This is a genomic window from Shinella sp. WSJ-2 (genome assembly GCF_003432075.1).
Taxonomy (GTDB): Bacteria; Pseudomonadota; Alphaproteobacteria; order Rhizobiales; family Rhizobiaceae; genus Shinella.
This window is the reverse complement of the sequence record NZ_QWBU01000010.1, coordinates 110,963-130,451: the sequence shown is the minus strand read 5'-3', so window position 1 is coordinate 130,451 and position 19,489 is coordinate 110,963. Positions and strand designations below refer to the sequence as shown.

General features: G+C 62.5%; 18 protein-coding genes and 1 tRNA gene. 8 read left to right on the top strand and 11 right to left on the bottom strand.

The features are described from left to right. Positions 1-14: 14 nt before the first annotated feature. The 3 genes from mmsB to chvE form a co-directional block, all read right to left on the bottom strand. Entirely contained in the window at positions 15-1,223 is a 1,209-nt protein-coding gene (gene mmsB, locus D0Y60_RS19730) for a multiple monosaccharide ABC transporter permease (RefSeq protein WP_117371669.1), read from the bottom strand. Continuing rightward, complete coding sequence (mmsA, locus tag D0Y60_RS19725; protein WP_117371668.1) at positions 1,223-2,758, bottom strand: multiple monosaccharide ABC transporter ATP-binding protein; 1,536 nt, start codon at positions 2,756-2,758, stop codon at positions 1,223-1,225. The genes mmsB and mmsA overlap by 1 nt, the downstream gene beginning before the upstream one ends. Positions 2,759-2,879: 121 nt before the next feature. Further along, positions 2,880-3,953, bottom strand: coding sequence for a multiple monosaccharide ABC transporter substrate-binding protein (gene chvE, locus D0Y60_RS19720; protein WP_117371667.1), 1,074 nt, complete (start codon positions 3,951-3,953; stop codon positions 2,880-2,882). A gap of 268 nt (positions 3,954-4,221) precedes the next feature. Here chvE and D0Y60_RS19715 point away from each other — a divergent pair, with 268 nt between their 5' ends. Then, positions 4,222-5,211 (top strand): LysR family transcriptional regulator, encoded by a 990-nt coding sequence (locus D0Y60_RS19715; protein ID WP_245409244.1) that lies wholly within the window; start codon positions 4,222-4,224, stop codon positions 5,209-5,211. Positions 5,212-5,226: 15 nt separating this feature from the next. Further along, a complete protein-coding gene (locus D0Y60_RS19710; protein WP_117371666.1) occupies positions 5,227-5,730 on the top strand; it encodes a hypothetical protein in 504 nt (167 codons plus the stop codon). 73 nt (positions 5,731-5,803) lie between these two features. On the opposite strand, the gene D0Y60_RS19705 is transcribed toward D0Y60_RS19710, so the two are convergent. From D0Y60_RS19705 to D0Y60_RS19685, 5 genes are all read right to left on the bottom strand, one after another. Further along, complete coding sequence (locus D0Y60_RS19705; RefSeq protein WP_117371665.1) at positions 5,804-6,025, bottom strand: hypothetical protein; 222 nt, start codon at positions 6,023-6,025, stop codon at positions 5,804-5,806. Positions 6,026-6,084: 59 nt separating this feature from the next. Then, positions 6,085-6,879, bottom strand: a complete 795-nt coding sequence (locus D0Y60_RS19700) for a 3-methyl-2-oxobutanoate hydroxymethyltransferase (protein ID WP_117371664.1) — start codon at positions 6,877-6,879, stop codon at positions 6,085-6,087. 20 nt (positions 6,880-6,899) lie between these two features. Beyond that, the gene (locus tag D0Y60_RS19695; protein WP_117371663.1) at positions 6,900-8,123 is read right to left on the bottom strand and encodes an FAD-dependent oxidoreductase; all 1,224 of its coding nucleotides are present in this window, start codon (positions 8,121-8,123) and stop codon (positions 6,900-6,902) included. Between the two features lie 72 nt (positions 8,124-8,195). Further along, the gene (locus D0Y60_RS19690; RefSeq protein WP_117371662.1) at positions 8,196-8,510 is read right to left on the bottom strand and encodes a MocE family 2Fe-2S type ferredoxin; all 315 of its coding nucleotides are present in this window, start codon (positions 8,508-8,510) and stop codon (positions 8,196-8,198) included. 25 nt (positions 8,511-8,535) lie between these two features. Next, entirely contained in the window at positions 8,536-9,621 is a 1,086-nt protein-coding gene (locus D0Y60_RS19685) for a fatty acid desaturase family protein (protein WP_117371661.1), read from the bottom strand. 160 nt (positions 9,622-9,781) lie between these two features. On the opposite strand from D0Y60_RS19685, the gene D0Y60_RS19680 reads away from it, so the two are divergent. From D0Y60_RS19680 to iolG, 6 genes are all read left to right on the top strand, one after another. After that, a complete protein-coding gene (locus D0Y60_RS19680; RefSeq protein ID WP_117371660.1) occupies positions 9,782-10,813 on the top strand; it encodes a LacI family DNA-binding transcriptional regulator in 1,032 nt (343 codons plus the stop codon). Between the two features lie 162 nt (positions 10,814-10,975). Next, the gene (locus D0Y60_RS19675; RefSeq protein WP_117371659.1) at positions 10,976-11,782 is read left to right on the top strand and encodes a TIM barrel protein; all 807 of its coding nucleotides are present in this window, start codon (positions 10,976-10,978) and stop codon (positions 11,780-11,782) included. A 253-nt stretch (positions 11,783-12,035) separates the two neighbouring features. After that, a complete protein-coding gene (locus D0Y60_RS19670; protein ID WP_117371658.1) occupies positions 12,036-12,965 on the top strand; it encodes a sugar ABC transporter substrate-binding protein in 930 nt (309 codons plus the stop codon). Positions 12,966-13,069: 104 nt separating this feature from the next. Further along, positions 13,070-14,608, top strand: coding sequence for a sugar ABC transporter ATP-binding protein (locus tag D0Y60_RS19665; protein ID WP_117371657.1), 1,539 nt, complete (start codon positions 13,070-13,072; stop codon positions 14,606-14,608). A gap of 51 nt (positions 14,609-14,659) precedes the next feature. Next, positions 14,660-15,679 carry an ABC transporter permease gene (locus D0Y60_RS19660; protein ID WP_117371656.1) on the top strand — a complete coding sequence of 340 codons (1,020 nt, stop codon included), beginning with the start codon at positions 14,660-14,662 and terminating at the stop codon, positions 15,677-15,679. 104 nt (positions 15,680-15,783) lie between these two features. Beyond that, a complete protein-coding gene (iolG, locus tag D0Y60_RS19655; RefSeq protein WP_117371686.1) occupies positions 15,784-16,776 on the top strand; it encodes an inositol 2-dehydrogenase in 993 nt (330 codons plus the stop codon). A 327-nt stretch (positions 16,777-17,103) separates the two neighbouring features. Here the strand turns inward: iolG and D0Y60_RS19650 are convergent. The 3 genes from D0Y60_RS19650 to D0Y60_RS19640 form a co-directional block, all read right to left on the bottom strand. Next, positions 17,104-17,180 (bottom strand) — tRNA-Arg (locus D0Y60_RS19650). A gap of 172 nt (positions 17,181-17,352) precedes the next feature. Continuing rightward, positions 17,353-18,141, bottom strand: coding sequence for an ATP-binding cassette domain-containing protein (locus tag D0Y60_RS19645; RefSeq protein ID WP_117371655.1), 789 nt, complete (start codon positions 18,139-18,141; stop codon positions 17,353-17,355). A gap of 14 nt (positions 18,142-18,155) precedes the next feature. Beyond that, positions 18,156-19,469, bottom strand: a complete 1,314-nt coding sequence (locus D0Y60_RS19640; RefSeq protein WP_117371654.1) for a sugar ABC transporter permease — start codon at positions 19,467-19,469, stop codon at positions 18,156-18,158. Positions 19,470-19,489 lie beyond the last annotated feature (20 nt).

The following is a 19,489-nucleotide window of genomic DNA, read 5'->3' as shown; positions in this document are numbered from 1 at the left end:
GACCGGTTTCCCGGTCAGCCCTTATTCTTGTTGTAGACATCGAAGAACACGGCGGCGAGCAGCACCAGGCCCTTGATGAGCTGCTGGTAGTCGATGCCGATGCCCATGATCGACATGCCGTTGTTCATGACGCCCATGATGAACGCGCCGATGACCGCGCCCGTGATCTTGCCCACGCCGCCCGAGGCCGAGGCGCCGCCGATGAAGCAGGCCGCGATGACGTCGAGCTCGAAGCCGACGCCGGCCTTCGGCGTCGCCGAGTTCAGGCGGGCCGCGATGATCATGCCGGCGAGTGCGGCAAGCGCGCCCATATTGACGAAGGTGTAGAAGGTCAGCCGCTCGGTATTGATGCCCGAAAGCTTCGCTGCCTTCTCGTTGCCGCCCATGGCATAGATGCGCCGGCCGACCGTCGTTCGCGTCGTGACGAAGGTGTAGAGCGCGATCAGCAGGCCCATGATGATCAGCACGTTCGGCAGACCGCGATAGGTCGAGAGCTGGAAGCCGATGAAGATCGCAACGATACCGATAATCGCCATCTGCACGGCGAAGAAGCCGAAGGGCTCGTTCTCAGTCTCGTTAGCCGCATTGAGGCGGCGCTCACGCAGGCCAGCATAGAAGGCATAACCGACGAGGAGCAGCACGGCGACGAGCGCGACATAGTTCTTGATCAGGCTGGTCGAGGGGTCGGTGATCGACAGAAAGTCCGGCACGAAGCCCGTGGAGAGGACCTGGAATTCTTTCGGGAACGGACCGACCGGACGGCCCGAAAGCACGACATAGGTCATGCCGCGGAAAACCAGCATGCCGGCAAGCGTCACGATGAAGGACGGGATCTTCTGGTAGGCAACCCAATAGCCCTGGGCTGCGCCCATGATGGCGCCCATCAGGATGGCCAGCGGCACGACGACCACGGCCGGCAGGCCCCATTTCACCAGCATGATCGCCGACATGGCTCCGGTGAAGGCGACGATGGAGCCGACCGACAGGTCGATATGCCCCGCCACGATGATCAGCAGCATGCCCAGCGCCATAATGACGATGAAGGAGTTCTGCAGCACCAGGTTGGTGATGTTGACGGGACGGAACAGCACGCCGTTGGTCAGGATCTGGAAGAAGATCATAATCACGACGAGCGCGACCAGGAGGCCGTATTCGCGGATGTTCTTCTTGAGATATTCCCCCACCGAAGGCTGGGTTCTCTGGGTCACGGTATCGGTGGACATTAATGCTTCTCCCCGGAGCGCATGATGGCGCGCATGATGGATTCCTGGCTTGCCTCCGCCTTCGAAAGCTCGGCCACGATGCGTCCTTCGTTCATGACATAGATGCGATCGCAGGTCCCGAGCAGTTCCGGCATCTCCGACGAGATCATGAGGATGCCCTTGCCCTCGGCGGCAAGCTGGTTGATGATGGAATAGATTTCGAACTTGGCGCCGACATCGATGCCGCGCGTGGGTTCATCGAGGATCAGCACCTCAGGATTGGTGAAAAGCCACTTCGACAGCACGACCTTCTGCTGGTTGCCGCCCGACAGGTTGACCGTTTCCTGATAGATCGAATGCGAACGGATACGCAGCTTCGATCGGTAATCCGAGGCGACCTTGACCTCCTGCCGGTCGTTGATGACCATGTTCGACGACACGCCATTCAGGTTGGACAGCGTCGTGTTGTGCATGATGTTGTTGATCAGCACGAGGCCGAGATGTTTGCGGTCCTCGGTGACATAGGCAAGGCCGGCATCGATTGCCTTGGGGATCGTGCTCACATCGACGGGCTTGCCGCGCATGGAAACGTCGCCTGTGATCTTGTGGCCCCAGCTCCTGCCGAAAAGGCTCATCGCCGTCTCGGTACGCCCCGCCCCCATCAGGCCGGCAATGCCGACGACCTCGCCGGCGCGCACCGTGAAGCTCACGTCATGCAGGAACTGCCGGTCGCGGTGGTGCTGGTGGAAGACGTTCCAGTTCTTCACCTCCAGCAGCGTCTCGCCGATGTCAGGTTCGCGCGCGGGATAGCGATCTTCCATCTCGCGGCCGACCATGCCCTTGATGATGCGGTCTTCGGAGATATCCTCGTTATGACAGTCCAACGTCTCCACCGTGCCGCCGTCGCGCAGGATGGTGATCTGGTCGGCGACCTTCTTGATCTCGTTCAGCTTGTGCGAGATGATGATCGAGGTCATGCCCTGCGTACGGAACTCCATGAGCAGCTTCAGGAGCGCGTCGGAGTCCTTTTCGTTGAGCGAGGCGGTGGGCTCGTCGAGGATGAGCAGGCGCACCTTCTTCGACAGCGCCTTGGCGATTTCAACCAGCTGCTGCTTGCCCACGCCGATATCAGTGATCAGCGTGCCCGGTGAATCCTTAAGACCCACCTTGTCGAGCAGTTCCTGCGTGCGGCGGAAAGTCTGCTTCCAGTCGATGACGCCCTTGGTGGCGACCTCGTTGCCGAGGAAAATGTTCTCGGCGATCGAGAGCAGCGGAACGAGAGCCAGCTCCTGGTGGATGATGATGATGCCCAGATGCTCGCTGTCGGAGATCGTGGAGAAGTGACGGACCTGGCCGTCGAAATGGATTTCGCCCTCGTAGGAGCCGGCCGGATAGACGCCGCTCAACACTTTCATGAGGGTGGATTTGCCGGCGCCGTTTTCGCCGACAAGGGCGTGAATCTCGCCTTCGCGGACCTTCAGGTTGACGTTGTCGAGCGCTTTTACGCCCGGGAACGTCTTCGTGATGCCACGCATTTCGAGAAGGGTCTTGCTCATGTACCAGTTTCCAGCGGCCGGTCGTCACCCTCAAGCGGGGAAACCGAGCCTATTCGCTCTGCAATCCGGAGAAAAGAGGGTTCGCGCAGGAAGCGCGAACCCCGGAGAGATTTAAGAACGATCAGTTCTTCAGCTGGTCGGCCGTGTAGTAGGCCGAGTCCGTGACGAGGATCTTCTCGGCATTGGACTTGTCAACGGCAACCGGCTTCAGCAGGTAGGACGGAACGACCTTGACACCGTTATCATAGGTCTTCGTGTCGTTGACCTCGGGTTCCTTACCTTCGAGGATCGCGTTGACCATGCCGACGGTGACCTTGGCGAGTTCGCGCGTGTCCTTAAAGACGGTCGAATACTGTTCGTCGGCGAGGATTGACTTGACGGACGGCAGTTCGGCGTCCTGGCCGGTAACGACAGCCATCGGCTGGTCGCCCGAGCCGTAGCCGACGCCCTTCAGGGCCGAGATGATGCCGATCGAAAGGCCGTCATAGGGAGACAGAACGCCATCGACGCGGCCATCGGTGTAGGTGGAGGACAAGAGGTTTTCCATGCGCGCCTGGGCAACGGCACCGTCCCAACGCAGCGTGCCGACAGTTTCCATGCCGGTCTGGCCCGACTTGATGACGATATCACCCTTGTCGATCAGCGGCTGGAGAACCGACATCGCGCCGTCATAGAAGAAGAAGGCGTTGTTATCGTCAGGCGAACCGCCGAAGAGTTCGACATTCCACGGTTTGGTGTTCGGGAACTTCACCTTCAGGCCATCGACGAGGCTGGTGGCCTGGAGAACGCCGACCTGGAAGTTGTCGAAGGTGGCGTAGTAGCTGACATTGCCCGAATCGCGGATGAGGCGGTCGTAAGCGATGACCTTCACGCCGGCGTCGGCAGCCTTCTGCAGGATATCGGACAGCGTCGTGCCGTCGATGGCGCCGATGACGAGAACCTTGGCACCCTTGGTGACCATGTTTTCGATCTGGGCCAGCTGGTTCGGAATGTCGTCGTCAGCAAACTGCAGGTCCGGCGTGTAACCGGCTTCCTTAAACAGCTTTTCCATCGTCTCGCCGTCGGAAATCCAGCGGGTCGAGGTCTTGGTGGGCATGGAGATGCCGACCATGCCCTTGTCTTGGGCGAAAACCGGAGCGACGAACGACGCGACGCTGATGGCAGCGGCCGCGAGAAGCGAGGTGATCATTTTCATAGAAAGGTCTCTCCCTTGTGCGCACTGGCCGTTGAGCCAGGCATTGTTCTGTGCACGGGCGGGGTCGCTTTCAGGCGACGGCCTGGACTGGTGAGCGTAAGCCCGCCGGTCCCCACTCCCAAGGACCCCAGCGCACATTGGCGAAACCTCGTACGAATTGCCATAACTGTCAAATGCAATGAGCTTCTAATTCGATACCAAAATTGGTATAGAGTGGCGGATATGTAATATTTTTACGACCGAGGTAACGTTGCGTTTGCACCATGACATCGACGAGCCGCTATTTCCCGACGAGGGCGGCGATAATCTGCAAGGAGTCGGCCTGCTGCGCAGCGGCCTGAAACTCAACCATCTGCGCATGATCGTCGCGATTGAGGAGCATAGCCAAGTAAGTGCCGCGGCCGATGTCCTCAACATTTCGCAGCCAGCAGCGTCACGTATGCTGACGGAAATGGAGACGATCCTCAAGGCGCAGCTCTGCGAGCGGGTGTCGCGCGGCGTGGCGCTGACGGCCTTCGGCCGGGCCTTCGCGCGGCGGGCGCGTACCATCCTGCTCGAACTGCGCGAGGTCGACCGCGAGCTTTCGGCGCTGAAATCCGGCACCGGCGGTTCGGTCTATCTGGGTTCCGTCACCGCACCGGCGATCAGCCTCGCCGTGCCGGCGATCCAGCAGGTCAGCGCCGCCTATCCCGGCATCGAGGTGAATGTGCGCGTGGAGACGAGCAACGTGCTCGCTCGCGAACTCTTGGCCGCCCGACAGGATTTCATCATTGCCCGCGTGCCCGATGATCTCAATCCGCGGCTGTTCAACGTCACCGAGATCGGTGTGGAAAAGGCCTGCCTTATCGTTCGCAAGGGTCACCCTCTGACGGAAAAGCCCGTCGTCGGCCTTGCCGACCTGCCGCATTTCGACTGGGTTTTTCAGCCGCCAGGCACGCTTTTGCGCCGGCGCATCGAGGAACTGTTCATCGCCGATGGCGTGCCGCTGCCTTCCACCGTCGTCAATACCTCGTCGATCCTGCTGACCACCGCCATCGTCTGCGGCTCGAATGCGATCGCACCCGTCGCCCGCGACATGGCGGTCTTCATCGCCGATGTCGGTGCGCAGGCCGGCGAGATCAGCATTCTCAACACGGATTTCGACATCGACATCAAGCCCTACAGCCTGATCTCCGTGAAAGGCCGGGCGCTCCCCCCGAGCGCCAAATTGCTCTATGATCTCATCCTGCAGCGCAGCCGGATGCTTTCACCGGACTGAACGGAGAAAGACCCAATGTTCGGCATGACCGTTTTCGAATCCGTGCTGGAAAGGCTGAAAGCCGAGGCGCGCCAAGCTGAAGAGGACGCCGCGGAAGAGGCTGTCGAAGGCGACGGCCCCGGCGAGATTCGCGGCCTGACCTCGGGTTTTGCCGGCATCGGCACCGGCGGCACCTTCGTCTCCGGTTCGCAGGCGGCCGCCGCCTATCTTGATCTCTATGAGGCGCCGCGCTCGGTTCCCCCGTCACCGCAGCCGGCGCCCGAGCCGCCCCCTCTCCCGGCGCCGCATCTTATGCGCACAGCACCGGACGAGATCGCCGAGGATCTTGCCCTCACCGGCAAGGAAGGTATGGACGACCTGCTCGCCCGCCGCCGCAGCTTCGCCCGAGAAAACCATCCCGACCGCGCGCCTGAAGACTTGCGCGCCAATGCGACGCTGCGCATGAAGATCGCTAACATGCTGATCGACGAGACGATCCGAAGACTGAAGGTGGAAGAGAGTCTCGGGCTTTCGCGCTAAAGCGCGTCGCGATCTTTCAGATTCGCGCCATGCGCTTTTCGCAAAACCGCTCCACACTTTTGCGCGACACACGCTAGCCCTTGGTTTCCTCCGGCGGCTTGGCGGCCGGGTCGGAGGGTTTAAAAAACAGGATGAGATTGGCAAAGGCATAGGCGGTCACGACGAGGAAGATCGTGCCCCAGGTCTGTTCGCCGTTGTAGAACTCGACGCCCGTCCATGCCGCGCAGGACCCAACCAACAGCACCCGCCGCCAGAGCGGTCGGTAGAACGGGTGGTCGGTGTCAATGATTTTCATGAACGTCTCCTCAGGCCTTCGACCGCCTACATATGCGGTTTTCCCGCAGGAGGGAACCTTCACGAACCGAGACGCTCAAGGAAGGCGGCGAGTTCCGACCGCTCGATGCCGACGAGATGGCCGTTTTCCGGATAGGCGCCGGAGCGTACGTCATCGGCATATTCGCGGAAGGCGGCGATGCGCTCCTGCTGGAGACGATCGTATTCCGCCGCGAAATTACGGTAGACCTTGGCATGGCGCGGATAGTGGCCACGGTTCTGGCCGAGCACATCGTCGGCAAAGAGATATTGCGCATCGCAGCCCGTGCCGGCGCCCATGGAGAGCATGACAAGCGACGTCTTGGCGCTGATCGCCGCCGCAATCTCGCCCGGCACGACCTCGATTTCGGCAGCAAACGCCCCGGCCTCCTCCAGCGCCTTCACCTGTCGGAAGATTTCCATGGCACTGTCCGTCGTCTTGCCGACGGCACGGAAACCGCCCGTCCAGGTGGCCTTGGAGGGAATGAGGCCGACATGGCCGCAGACCGGAATGCCCTCTTCACGCAAGCGCCGCACGGTGGAAAGGCCGGCCGCGCAATAGACCGCATCGCCCCCTGCCCGCATCGCCTGGAACGCCCCGCGCAGATAGTCGTCGGCGGTGATGAAATCGCCGTATTCCAGGCCCGGAAAGGCAAATACGGTCGGTGCCGCCTCGCGGAAGGCCGGCCCGAGCAGAGCGGGCGGCACTGAGACGAGGTCGATACCCGCCTGCTCGGCGGCTCCAGCCTCTTCCAGCGTGACGACGCGCAGCATGGTGAGCTGGCGCTTGCCCTTCATCGCCTGGATATCGGCAACGGTCGGTCTTTTGGTCTTCATGATGTCCTCCGGAACGCCGTTTACGCGGCGAGCAGTTTCTTGAGCTTGGTCTCCGGCGCGGCGAGCGCGGCCGGATCGGGATGGATGCGGGCGGCGATCAGCATTTCGGCGAGACGGATGTCGCGCGCCACCGCATTGCCCGGCCCGATGCCGCTCGCCGCGATCAGCCGGCCCTCGGCATCGAGATGGAAGAGAATGAAGACGCGTTCGCCCATATCGCGGCGGACCGTGCTGACGGCGCCATCGGCAAGGCCGGCGATCTGCAGCGTCAGGTCGTACTGATCCGACCAGAACCACGGCACGGCGGCATGGATATCCTTGCCACCCAGCATGTTGGCGGCGGCAAGCTGGCCTTGCTCCTGCGCATTGCGCCAGGACTCGAGCCGGATGCGGCGGCCGCCATAGAGCGGCAGCGGATAGGACGCGCAGTCGCCCGCGGCAAAAATATCGGGATCGGAGGTACGCAGCAGGCCATCGACGGCGATACCGTTTTCCACCGTCAGACCGGACGCTTCCGCCAGTTCCGTATTCGGCACGGCGCCGATGCCGACGACGAGCAGGTCCGCGCTGACGACGCGCCCGTCGCCCAGCGAAATCCGCACTTCGTCCGCCCGCTCCTCCATACCTGCCACCTTGGCGCTGCAGAGGATATCCACCCCCTCGGCGGCATGACGGCTGGCGACGATTTCGGCGATCTCGGCCGGCACGCCACGGGTGAGTACCCGCGGCAGGCCTTCCACAAGGGTGACACTCGCGCCCAGTTTGCGGGCGCTGGCGGCAAGCTCGAGGCCGATGAAGCCACCACCGAGAATGGCGATGTGGCTCCCCTCGACCAGATGGTCGCGGATACGCGCGGCATCGTCATGGCTGCGCAGCGCAAGGACGCGCCCGCCATGGGCCGCCCCCGGCAGCATACGCGGACGCGCGCCGGTGGCCAGAAGCAACCTGTCATAGGGAACGACCATGCTATCGCCCAGCACGACACGCTTCGCCAATCGGTCGATCCCTGACACCGTGCGGCCGAGCAGCAGATCGATGCTGGCCTCGACGTAACGCTCCGGTTCGGCGACGAATTTCGGGCCGGCGCCGGCCACCAGCGCCTCCTTGGAAAGCGGCGGACGCTCATAGGGCAGATGCGTTTCGCTGCCGATCAGGGTCAGCGTGCCGTCAAAACCCTTTTCACGCAGGGCAAAGGCTGCGCGCGCGCCGCATTCGCCGGCGCCGACGATCACAAAATTCGCCATGACGGTTTCCTGTCTCTTTGTTCTTTCGCGATTCCGGACGCAAAACCGCTCAACACTTTTGCTGGAATTGCTTTAGACGCTGATGAAGACCGTGCCGCCCTCGACCTTGACCGGATAGGTCCTGAGGTCGACGCAGACGGGCGCGCCCTTGGCTTCGCCGGTCTTGTAGTTGAAGCGGCCGTTGTGCTTGGGACATTCAATGATGTGATCCATCACCAGGCCATCGGCGAGGTGGATCTTCTCATGGGTGCAGAGCCCGTCCGTTGCATGATAGGTATCCTCGGGGCTGCGGTAGATCGCGAAGGTGCGGCCCGCATGGTCGAAGCGAATAACATCCTCCTCGTCGATGTCGTCGGCTGCGCAAACTTCAATCCAACTGTCGCTCATGGTCTCTCCTCCAGGATATCAGCTATTATTCGGCGGCGGCGAAGGCCGGTTGGGCGTGGAACTCTTCCTTGTAGGGACGCGCCGTCTCGGGCAGGTCGCGTTTGAGGAAGTAGTCCTCGTTGCGCAGCTGGCGCAGGAAGGCCGGCAGCATTTCGCTGTAGCCGTGCCACATGGACGGGTTTGGCGCCGGCAGATCATGCCTGATCATGGCGTGCAGCCGCGGCAGCGCGTGATAGGGCACCATCGGGAACATGTGGTGCTCCACATGGTAGTTCATGTTCCAGTAGATGAAGCGGCTCACCGGGTTCATATAGACGGTGCGGCTGTTCAGGCGATGGTCGATGACATTGTCGGCAAGGCCGCCATGCTGCAGCAAGCCGGTCATGACATGGTGCCAGGCGCCATAGAGCCTGGGCAGGCCGATGAACATCGCCGGCAGGATCGAGCCGAACGCAAAGCAGGCGCCTATCGTCGCGACATAAATGGCTAGCCAGATGCGGGCGACGCGGATCGCCTTCGGCTGCTCCATTTCGGGCACGAAGGTCTTTTCAGCCTCGCTCATGATGCCGGCCGCATTGCGCACCATGTCGATGACGGCATGCCAGGCATCGAGAATGCCGAAGAAGTTGAGCACGAGGCGCAGAAGGTCCGGCGGGCGCATGACGGCGATCTCGGGGTCGCGGCCGACGATGACCGTATCCGTATGGTGGCGCGTATGGCTCCAGCGCCAGGTCACCGGATTGCGCATGATCATGAAACAGGCGATCTGGTAGACGGCGTCGTTCATCCACATCGTCTTGAAGGCCGTGCCGTGACCACATTCGTGCCAGCGGCTGTCCGAGGCCGAACCGTAGAGCACGCCATAGATCAGGAAGAACGGAACGGCGGCCCAGCTTCCCCAGAACCACGCGCCGAGCGCGCCGGAGACGACCATCGCACCGAGCCAGATCGCGGTGTCGCGAAGGGCCGGCGCATCGCTGCGCTGCATCAGCGCCTTCATATCCTTGCGCGCGACATCGGTGTGGTACCACTCGGCCGCGGCCAGACCATTGGCAACGGCCGCCTCGGCATCGCGCCCCAGAAGACTGTAGTCCCGCTTCGTCGGCTTCATCGCTGTTCCTCCCGCAAGGCGCTGTCCGAGGACCCGCCATATCTGATGGACAAACGATAGCGCTGCTGCTTGCATCTCTCAATCCTGCCATGATAGAATGCATCAAATTACATCATTCGCTATCATTCAGTGCTGATGGAAAGATTTCACGGAGAGAGCCATGGCATCGCGACCGACAATTTCGGATCTGGCGCAGGCGGCCGGCGTCAGCGTCGCAACGGTCGACCGGGTGCTGAACGGTCGCCACAAGGTACGCGAAGAGACGGCGCGGCGGGTCTATGAGGCGGCCAATGCCATCGGCTATCACGCGCTCGGCCTCATCCGGCAGCGGGTCTTCGAGGATTTGCCGCAATATCGCCTCGGCTTCAGCTTCCAGCGCCCCAACCAGGCCTTCTACCAGAATTTCGCCCGCGAGATCGAAATCGCCTGCAATGCCTGCACGGTTGCCCGCATCGTGCCGCAGATCGAGTTCATCAATGCGCAAACGCCGGCGGCGATGACCGAGATGCTGCGCCAGCTTTCGACACGCAATCAGGCCCTTGCCGTCGTCGCACCCGACTATCCCGCCACGACGACCATGGCGGAAGACCTGAAAAACCGCGGCATTCCGCTGTTCTGCCTGCTGTCCGATTTCGCCATCGACGTGCGCCAGGGCTATATCGGCCTTAACAATATGAAGGTCGGCCGCACCGCCGCCTGGATGATCGCGCGCGGCGCCAAGCGTCCCGGCAAGGTGGCGATCTTCGTCGGCAGCCACCGCTTCCATGGCCATGAACTGCGCGAGATCGGCTTCCGCTCCTTCTTCCGCGAGAAGGGCCAGGGCTTTGAGGTGCTGGACACGCTGGTCAATCTCGACACCAGCGAGATCACCCACGAGGCGACCGCCAACCTGCTCGCCCAGCATCCCGACCTGGTCGGCCTCTATGTGGCGGGCGGCGGCATGGAGGGCGCGATCTCTGCGGTGCGAGAGGAAGGTTTTGCCGGCCGGATCCAACTCATCGTCAACGAACTGACGCCGGAATCGAAGGCCGGCCTTGTCGACGATGTCGTCACCATGGCCATCAGCACCCCCCTTTCCGCGCTCTGCCGCGAGCTCGTCTCGCTGATGGTGACGGCGATCGAGAAGGGTGAAAATACCGTGCCCGGCCAGACCTTCCTGCCCTTCGACCTGTTCACGCCGGAAAATATTTGACGAGCGTTTGAGAGAATTCCATCACGGTTCGTCGCTAATCTTTCAGCAATGAGGGCGGCATCGCCGCCTTGGCCTTTGACGACCGTCAAGCGCGTCCCGATCCTCATGCGTGCATGCGAGGCCACCCTGTCGGTGGCCCCGAGACCGGAGGACACCCATTCCATGCCGACTTTCGCCATCAACCATATGACGGCGCCCGCCCTCACGCTCGACGCCTTCTTCGCACTTGCCATCTCGCTTGGCACAAGCGCCGTTGAAATCCGCAACGACCTCGATGGCAATGCCATCCTCGACGGCACGACGCCCGCCGAAGTGAAGGCGCTTGCCGAGCGCCACGGCATCACGATCATCTCGATCAACGCCCTGCAGCGCTTCAACGAGTGGACGCCCGCCCGCGCCGCCGAAGCCAGTGAACTGATCGACTATGCCGCTGCCTGCGGCGCCAAGGCGCTCGTGCTCGTGCCGAAGAACGACGGCACCGGCCAGGCCGATGGCGAGCGGCAGGCCAACCTCCGCCAGTCCCTGACGGAACTCAAGCCGCTGCTTCAGGCCGCCGGCATCATCGGCCTCGTCGAGCCGCTCGGCTTCGAAATCTGTTCGCTGCGCTCCAAGCGCGAAGCCGTCGAAGCCATCAAGGCGGTGGGCGGGGAACAGACATTCCGTCTGGTGCACGACACGTTCCACCATCACCTTGCCGGTGAGCCGGAACTCTTCCCCGATTTCACAGGCCTCGTGCATATTTCCGGCGTCGAGGACCCCGCCATATCGGTTTCCGACATGCGCGACGGCCACCGTGTGCTCGTCGGCCCGGCGGACCGGCTGGCAAATACCAGCCAGATCAAGGCTTTGATCGCCGCCGGCTATGCCGGCCCGCTCTCCTTCGAGCCCTTCTCGCCCGCCGTCCACGGTGTGGCCGATCCCAAGGCCGCCGTTGCCGAGAGCATCGCCTTCATCCGCGAAAACATCTGAAAATCTTCGGCGGCGGAGCATTCCGCCGTCCTTTTCCCCCGCTTCGGCGGAAATCCCGTCCCACAAAATGGAACGGGCTTGACGCCATAAGCAGAAAATGGAATAAACATTCCGCAATACGGAATTCGCGGTTTGTTTATTCTGTTTTGGCCTTTTGCGTCCCGGGAGGAGCGGAGGGCCGGCTGCCCGCAAGGGCAAGCGATCCGGATCATTGAGTGGTGCGACCGGACACCACGTTGAGGAGGAGAACGACATGAAAAAATTCATTCTTGGGTCGGCGCTTGCCGTCATGATGTCCACCGCCGCCCACGCTGAAACGATCGGCGTTTCCATGGCGCTGTTTGACGACAACTTCCTGACCGTTCTGCGCAACGGCATGACCGATTACGCCAAGACGCTCGATGGCGTCGAGCTGCAGATCGAAGACGCCCAGAACGACGTCGCCAAGCAGCAGAGTCAGATCCAGAACTTCATCGCATCAGGCGTCAGCGCCATCATCGTCAACCCGGTCGATACCGACGCGACGGCCGCCCTTTCGAAGGCTGCCGCAGACGCCGGCATCCCGCTCGTCTACGTCAACCGCGAACCGGCAAACATCAACGAACTGCCGGAAAAGCAGGCTTTCGTGGCCTCCAACGAACAGGAATCCGGCACGCTGGAAACCAAGGAAGTCTGCCGCCTGCTGAATGGCAAGGGCAAGGTCGTCGTCATGATGGGCGAACTGTCCAACCAGGCTGCCCGCATGCGCACGCAGGACGTCAAGGACGTCATCGCGACCGACGAGTGCAAGGGCCTGACAATCGTCGAAGAGCAGACCGCCAACTGGTCGCGGACGCAGGGCGCCGACCTCATGACGAACTGGCTCTCCGCCGGTCTGGAATTCGACGCCGTCATCTCCAACAATGACGAAATGGCGATCGGCGCCATCCAGGCCTTGAAGGCCTCCGGCCGCTCGATGGACAGCGTCGTCGTCGCCGGTATCGACGCCACGCAGGACGCCCTTGCCGCCATGGCAGCCGGCGACCTCGACGTGACGGTGTTTCAGGATGCTGCCGGCCAGGGCAAGGGCTCGGTCGATGCCGCGCTCAAGCTCGCCAAGGGCGAGAAGGTGGAGACCAAGGTCTACATTCCCTTCCAGCTGGTGACCCCGGCCAACATCGCCGACTTCCAGGCGAAGAACTGATCGGCCCAAGGGTCGAAACCAGCTAGACTAGGTTATACAGGACGCGCGCACGCAGGCGTGCGCGCGTCCGATCCGTTTCAGGTTGCTCCGGGAGGGAGGGGACGATGGTCAGTCCGACCACCATGGCCGCGGTTCGCGCAAGCGGCGCCATTCCGAATGCCGAATATCTCCTGTCCGCGGAAGGTGTCCGCAAGGAATTTCCGGGTGTCGTGGCGCTCGACGACGTCCAGTTCCGGCTGAAGCGCGGCACGGTGCACGCCCTGATGGGTGAGAACGGCGCCGGCAAATCCACGCTGATGAAGATTCTTGCCGGTATCTACACACCCGACCAGGGCGAGGTGCTGCTGAAGGGCCAGAAGATCCGGCTACAATCGCCGCTCGACGCGCTGGAAAACGGCATAGCCATGATCCATCAGGAACTGAACCTGATGCCCTTCATGACGGTGGCGGAAAACATCTGGATTCGCCGAGAACCGAAGACCCGCTTCGGCTTCGTCGATCACGGCGAGATGCGCCGCAAGACCGCCGAGCTCTTCAAGCGCCTCAACATCGTGCTCGACCCGGAAACCCAGGTGCGCGACCTCTCCGTCGCCAACCGCCAGATGGTCGAGATCGCCAAGGCCGTTTCCTATGAGAGCGACGTGCTCATCATGGACGAGCCGACCTCGGCGCTCACCGAGCGCGAGGTGGAGCACCTCTTCACCATCATCCGCGATCTGCGCTCGCAGGGCATCGGCATCGTCTACATCACCCACAAGATGAACGAATTGTTCGAGATCGCCGACGAGTTCTCGGTGTTCCGCGACGGCAAATATATCGGCACCCACGCCTCCTCCGACGTGACGCGCGACGATATCATCCGCATGATGGTCGGCCGCGAGATCACCCAGATGTTCCCGAAGGAAGAGGTGCCGATCGGCGACGTCGTGCTCTCGGTGAAGAACCTGACCCTCAAGGGCGTGTTCCATGACGTCTCCTTCGATGTGCGCGCCGGCGAAATCCTCGGCCTTGCCGGCCTCGTCGGCTCGGGCCGCTCGAATGTCGCCGAGACGATCTTCGGCGTGACGCCGGCGACGTCTGGCACGATCGCGATCAACGGCAAGCAGGTCAGCATCGACAGCCCGAACACGGCGATCAAGCACCGCATGGCTTTCCTCACGGAAGACCGCAAGGATACCGGCTGTCTCCTGATCCTCGATATTCTCGAGAACATGCAGATCGCCGTTCTCCAGGACAAGTTCGTCAAGAACGGTTTCGTGGCCGAGGGCGAACTGACCAGGGTCTGCGAGGAGATGAGCAAGAAGCTGCGCGTCAAGACGCCGAACCTGTCGGAGCGCATCGAAAACCTGTCGGGCGGCAACCAGCAGAAGGTGCTGATCGGCCGCTGGCTGCTCACCAATCCGCGCATCCTCATCCTCGACGAGCCGACCCGCGGCATCGATGTTGGCGCCAAGGCGGAAATCCACCGTTTCGTGACGGAACTCGCCCGCGACGGCGTCGCCGTCATCATGATCTCGTCGGAGATGCCGGAAGTGCTCGGCATGAGCGACCGCGTCATGGTCATGCACGAGGGCCGCGTCACCGGCATTCTCGACCGGGCGGAGGCGACGCAGGTCAAGGTGATGGAACTGGCGGCCCAGTGAGAGTGGGCCTGTAAAGATCAGGGCCGCCAAGCGGCCGTTAGGGAGGTAATCATGAGCACGAATTCCGCCGCGCAGGCTCAAGGCGCCGCGCAGAAATCTGCCCGCCGGCTCCCGCCGGAACTCAACATCTTTCTCGTCCTCATCGGCATCGCGCTGGTTTACGAAATCCTCGGCTGGATTTTCGTCGGCCAGAGCTTCCTGATGAACACACAGCGCCTGACGATCATCATCCTGCAGGTCTCCGTCATCGGCATCATCGCCGTCGGCGTCACACAGGTCATCATCACCGGCGGCATTGACCTGTCGTCCGGCTCGGTCGTCGGCATGACGGCGATGTTCACGGCCTCGCTGGCGCAGGCCTCGACATGGCCCCGCGCGCTCTATCCCTCGATGACCGACTTGCCGGTCATCGTGCCCGTGGTGGTCGGCATCGGCGTCGGCCTTCTGGCGGGCTTCATCAACGGCCAGCTTATCGCCAAGACGAAAATCCCGCCCTTCATCGCCACCCTCGGCATGATGGTGTCGGCCCGCGGCATTTCCAAGTGGTACACGAAGGGTCAGCCGGTCTCGGGCCTGACGGAACAGTTCAATTTCATCGGCACCGGCATCTGGCCCGTCGTGATCTTCCTCGTCGTCGCCGTGATCTTCCACATCGCGCTGCGCTACACCCGCTACGGCAAGTTCACCTATGCAATCGGCGCCAATGTGCAGGCCGCCCGCGTCTCCGGCATCAATGTCGAATCCCATCTGGTAAAGGTCTATGCCATTGCCGGTGCGCTCGCCGGTCTTGCCGGCGTCGTCACCGCCGCCCGCGCCCAGACTGCCCAGGCCGGCATGGGCGTGATGTACGAACTCGATGCGATCGCCGCGACCGTCATCGGCGGCACCTCGCTTGCCGGCGGCGTCGGCCGCATCACCGGCACGGTCATCGGCACCGTCATCCTCGGCGTCATGACCTCGGGCTTTACCTTCCTGCGCGTCGATGCTTTCTACCAGGAGATCGTCAAGGGCGTGATCATCGTGGCCGCCGTCGTCGTCGACGTCTACCGCCAGAAGAAGCGCAAGACGTAACCAAACCCTCGCGGTTCGCCGCGGCGCTTTTGCGGGGCGAGCGCATCGCCCCGCCCCTCCTCCCGCATGGTCCCCAAGCGTGCGGCTTATTTGAGAGAATGAAGATGACTGTGAGATTTGGTCTTCTCGGCGCCGGCCGCATCGGCAAGGTTCACGCAAAGGCCGTAACCGGCAATCCCGACGCGGTGCTCGTCGCCGTCGCCGACGCCTTTCCGGCCGCCGCCGACGCCATCGCCAAGCAGTATGGCTGCGAGGTCCGCACCATCGAGGCGATCGAAGCCGCCAAGGATATCGATGCCGTCGTGATCTGCACGCCGACCGACACCCATGCCGACCTCATCGAGCGCTTCTCCCGCGCTGGAAAAGCCATTTTCTGCGAGAAGCCGATCGATCTCGACGTCGATCGCGTGCGCGCCTGCATGAAGGTGGTTGACGAAACCAAGGGCAAGCTGATGGTCGGCTTCAACCGCCGCTTCGACCCGCATTTCATGGCCGTGCGCAAGGCCATCGACGACGGCAAGATCGGCGACGTGGAGATGGTCACCATCACGTCCCGCGACCCCGGCGCCCCGCCGGTCGATTACATCAAGCGTTCGGGCGGCATCTTCCGCGACATGACGATCCATGACTTCGACATGGCCCGCTTCCTGCTCGGCGAAGAAGTGGTCTCGGTCTCCGCCACCGCCGCGGTTCTGGTCGATCCTGATATCGGCAAGGCCGGCGACTATGACAGCGTCTCGGTCATTCTGCAGACCAAGTCCGGCAAGCAGGCCGTCATCTCCAATTCGCGCCGCGCCACCTATGGCTACGACCAGCGCATCGAGGTGCACGGCTCCAAGGGCGTCGTCTCGGCCGAGAACCAGCGCCCGGTCTCCATCGAGATTGCCAATGGCGACGGCTACACCCGCCCGCCGCTGCACGATTTCTTCATGACCCGCTACACGGAAGCCTACGCCAACGAGATCGCCGCCTTCATCGCCGCGATCGAAAAAGGCGCCACCATCACCCCCTCCGGCGCCGACGGCCTCGCCGCCCTGGCGCTAGCCGACGCCGCCGTGAAATCCGTCGAAGAAAAACGCCAGATCTCCGTCGCCTGACGGATCAAAGCTCCCAAGGCAACTGGCCGGGCGATCATATCGCCCGGTCTTTTTTGTTGAGCAATTGGCGGAATCAAACTGCCTCGCAACCGCCATTCGGTTGTGTTTGCAATATGCCCGCTCAAGACGATCGAGAAATCCGCCCTTTAGTAGCCGCGTATTGGTATCACTGGATAATGCACGTACCCGGCCAATCACGGCATGAGTGACGCGCACATCCCACAGTGGAAAGACCGATAGCAACAACGCTTATGATGATAGCGATTCGGAGCATGATTTTATCCTCACGAATAGCGCGGCCGAAGGCTACAAATCACGAATGGAAAATGGCGCACCCGACAGGATTCGAACCTGTGACCTTTGGAATCGGAATCCAACACTCTATCCAGCTGAGCTACGGGTGCATCCCAAGGCGATGACTCGCCTGTCCGATGGAAGGGTCTTAGCCCAGGTGCGGGCGGGCTTCAATCGGGAAATTGTTGAAAGGGGCGCTGTTTTTGCTTTGCGAGAGCAGCCGCCTGAAAACGAGGGAGCCGCCGGGGATACCGGCGGCTCGTTTTGGGTCTGGCCGTATGATCAGGCCGTCTGCATGGCGCCGGGGCCGGGAATGGCCTTGGGTGGCACCTTGCCGAGGATGATCATCCCGAGCACTTCGTCCTTCGTCACGTCCTCGGTGCGGGCGTGGCCGACGACCTGGCCGTTCTTCATGACCGAGACACGATCGGCGAGGTCGAAGACGTCGTGGATGTCGTGGCTGATCAGGAAGATGCCGATGCCTTCCTTCTTCAGCTGCTTGATCAGCTCGCCGACCTGCGCCGTCTCCTGGGGGCCGAGGGCCGCCGTCGGCTCGTCCATGATCAGGATACGGGCGTTGAACAGGATCGCTCTTGCGATCGCCACCGACTGGCGCTGGCCGCCGGAGAGGGCCTTCACCGGCTCCTTGAAGCGCTGGAAGTTCGGGTTGAGGCGGCCCATCACTTCGCGGGTCTTGGCCTCCATCGCGACGTCGTCGAGCGTGCCCCAGGGGGTCCTGAGCTCGCGACCGAGATAGAGGTTGGCGGCAGCGTCGACATTGTCGGCGACGGCGAGCGTCTGGTAGATCGTCTCGATGCCGTATTTCTTGGCGTCGCGCGGGTTGTTGATGTCGGCGGCCTCACCATTGATCAGGATCTCGCCGCCATCGCGCTTGTAGGCGCCGGAGAGGATCTTGATCAGCGTCGACTTGCCGGCACCGTTGTGACCGAGCAGCGCCACGACCTCGCCGGGATAGAGATCGACCGAGGCATTGTCCACGGCATGGATGCCGCCGAAGGAGATGGAGATGTTCTTCAGCTCCACGAGGGGCGTACGGGTGGTGTCCGTCATTGGTCCAACTCCTGTTACTTGGCGCGGGCGCGATAGACCGTGTCGAGCCAGACGGCGACGACGAGGACCATACCGACCACGATGCGCTGGAACGGGGTGTCGATGCCGACAAGCACCATACCCGATTGCAGCGATTGCATGACAAGCGCCCCGAGCATGGCGCCGGCGATTGTGCCCATGCCGCCCGCCAGCGATGTGCCGCCGATCACGGCAGCCGCGATCGTGTAGAGCTCGTCGAGTTCGCCCTGCGCGTTGGTCGCGGCATTGAGGCGGGCGGTGGAAATGGCGGCGGCAATGGCACAGAGAATGCCCATCAGCGCGAATATCTTGACGGTGACCCAGCGGGTCTTGATGCCCGCAAGCTCAGCCGCTTCCGGGTTGCCGCCGAGCGCGAAAACGTAGCGACCGAAACGCAGGCGCGTCGAGATGAAGGTCATGACGATGCCGACAACAATGGCGATTAGCACCGGCACGGCGATGCCATGCGGGATGAACAGGCCGCCGTCCGGCCAGGCGATGCCATTGGCGTCCGCGAACTTGCGGGCAATGGCAACAGGCCACGGATAGGCGTTGACGATCCCGACAGCGCCGAGCACCAGCGCGCAGCCGATGGCGACGAGGAAATACTCCGCCCACATCGGGCGCAGCGGGAAGCCGAAGCGTTTGCGCTGCTTGCGGGAATTGGCGATCGTCGCGACGATGGCGGCACAGGCGAGCGCGCCGACGATCCAGCTCGCGGTGGCGCCGATCGAACCCTCGGTGCCGCCGCCCATCAGGCGGAAGGTGGCATCCATGGGGGCGACGGTGCGGCCGCTGGTGACGAACCAGGTGGCGCCGCGCCAGACGAGCAGGCCGCCGAGCGTGACGATGAAGGAGGGTACGTTGAGGAAGGCGATGATCGAGCCGTGCAGCGCGCCGATCGCGGCGCCCAGCAGCAGGCCGCAGGCGAGCGTGACGACCCAGATCGCGGGATGATTGAAGCCAAGCAACTGCGGCAGGAGTTCAGCCTGCAGCACGCCCATGCTCATGCCGACGAAGCCGAGGATGGAACCGACCGAGAGATCGATGTTGCGCGTGACGATGACCAGCACCATGCCGGTCGCCATGACGGCGACGGAGGCTGTCTGGACCGAGAGGTTCCAGAGGTTGCGGGGCGTGAGGAACAACCCGCCGGACAGGATGTTGAAGCCGATCCAGATGATCAGCAATGCGCCGACCATGCCGAGCAGGCGCGTATCGATTTCGGTGGCGCGGAAGAAGCGCTTCACCGGGTTCTCGCTTGCCGATCGCGCGCGATTGGCAGATGCGGTCGTCGTGATGTCGGCCATGGTTTGCCGTTCCCCCACTT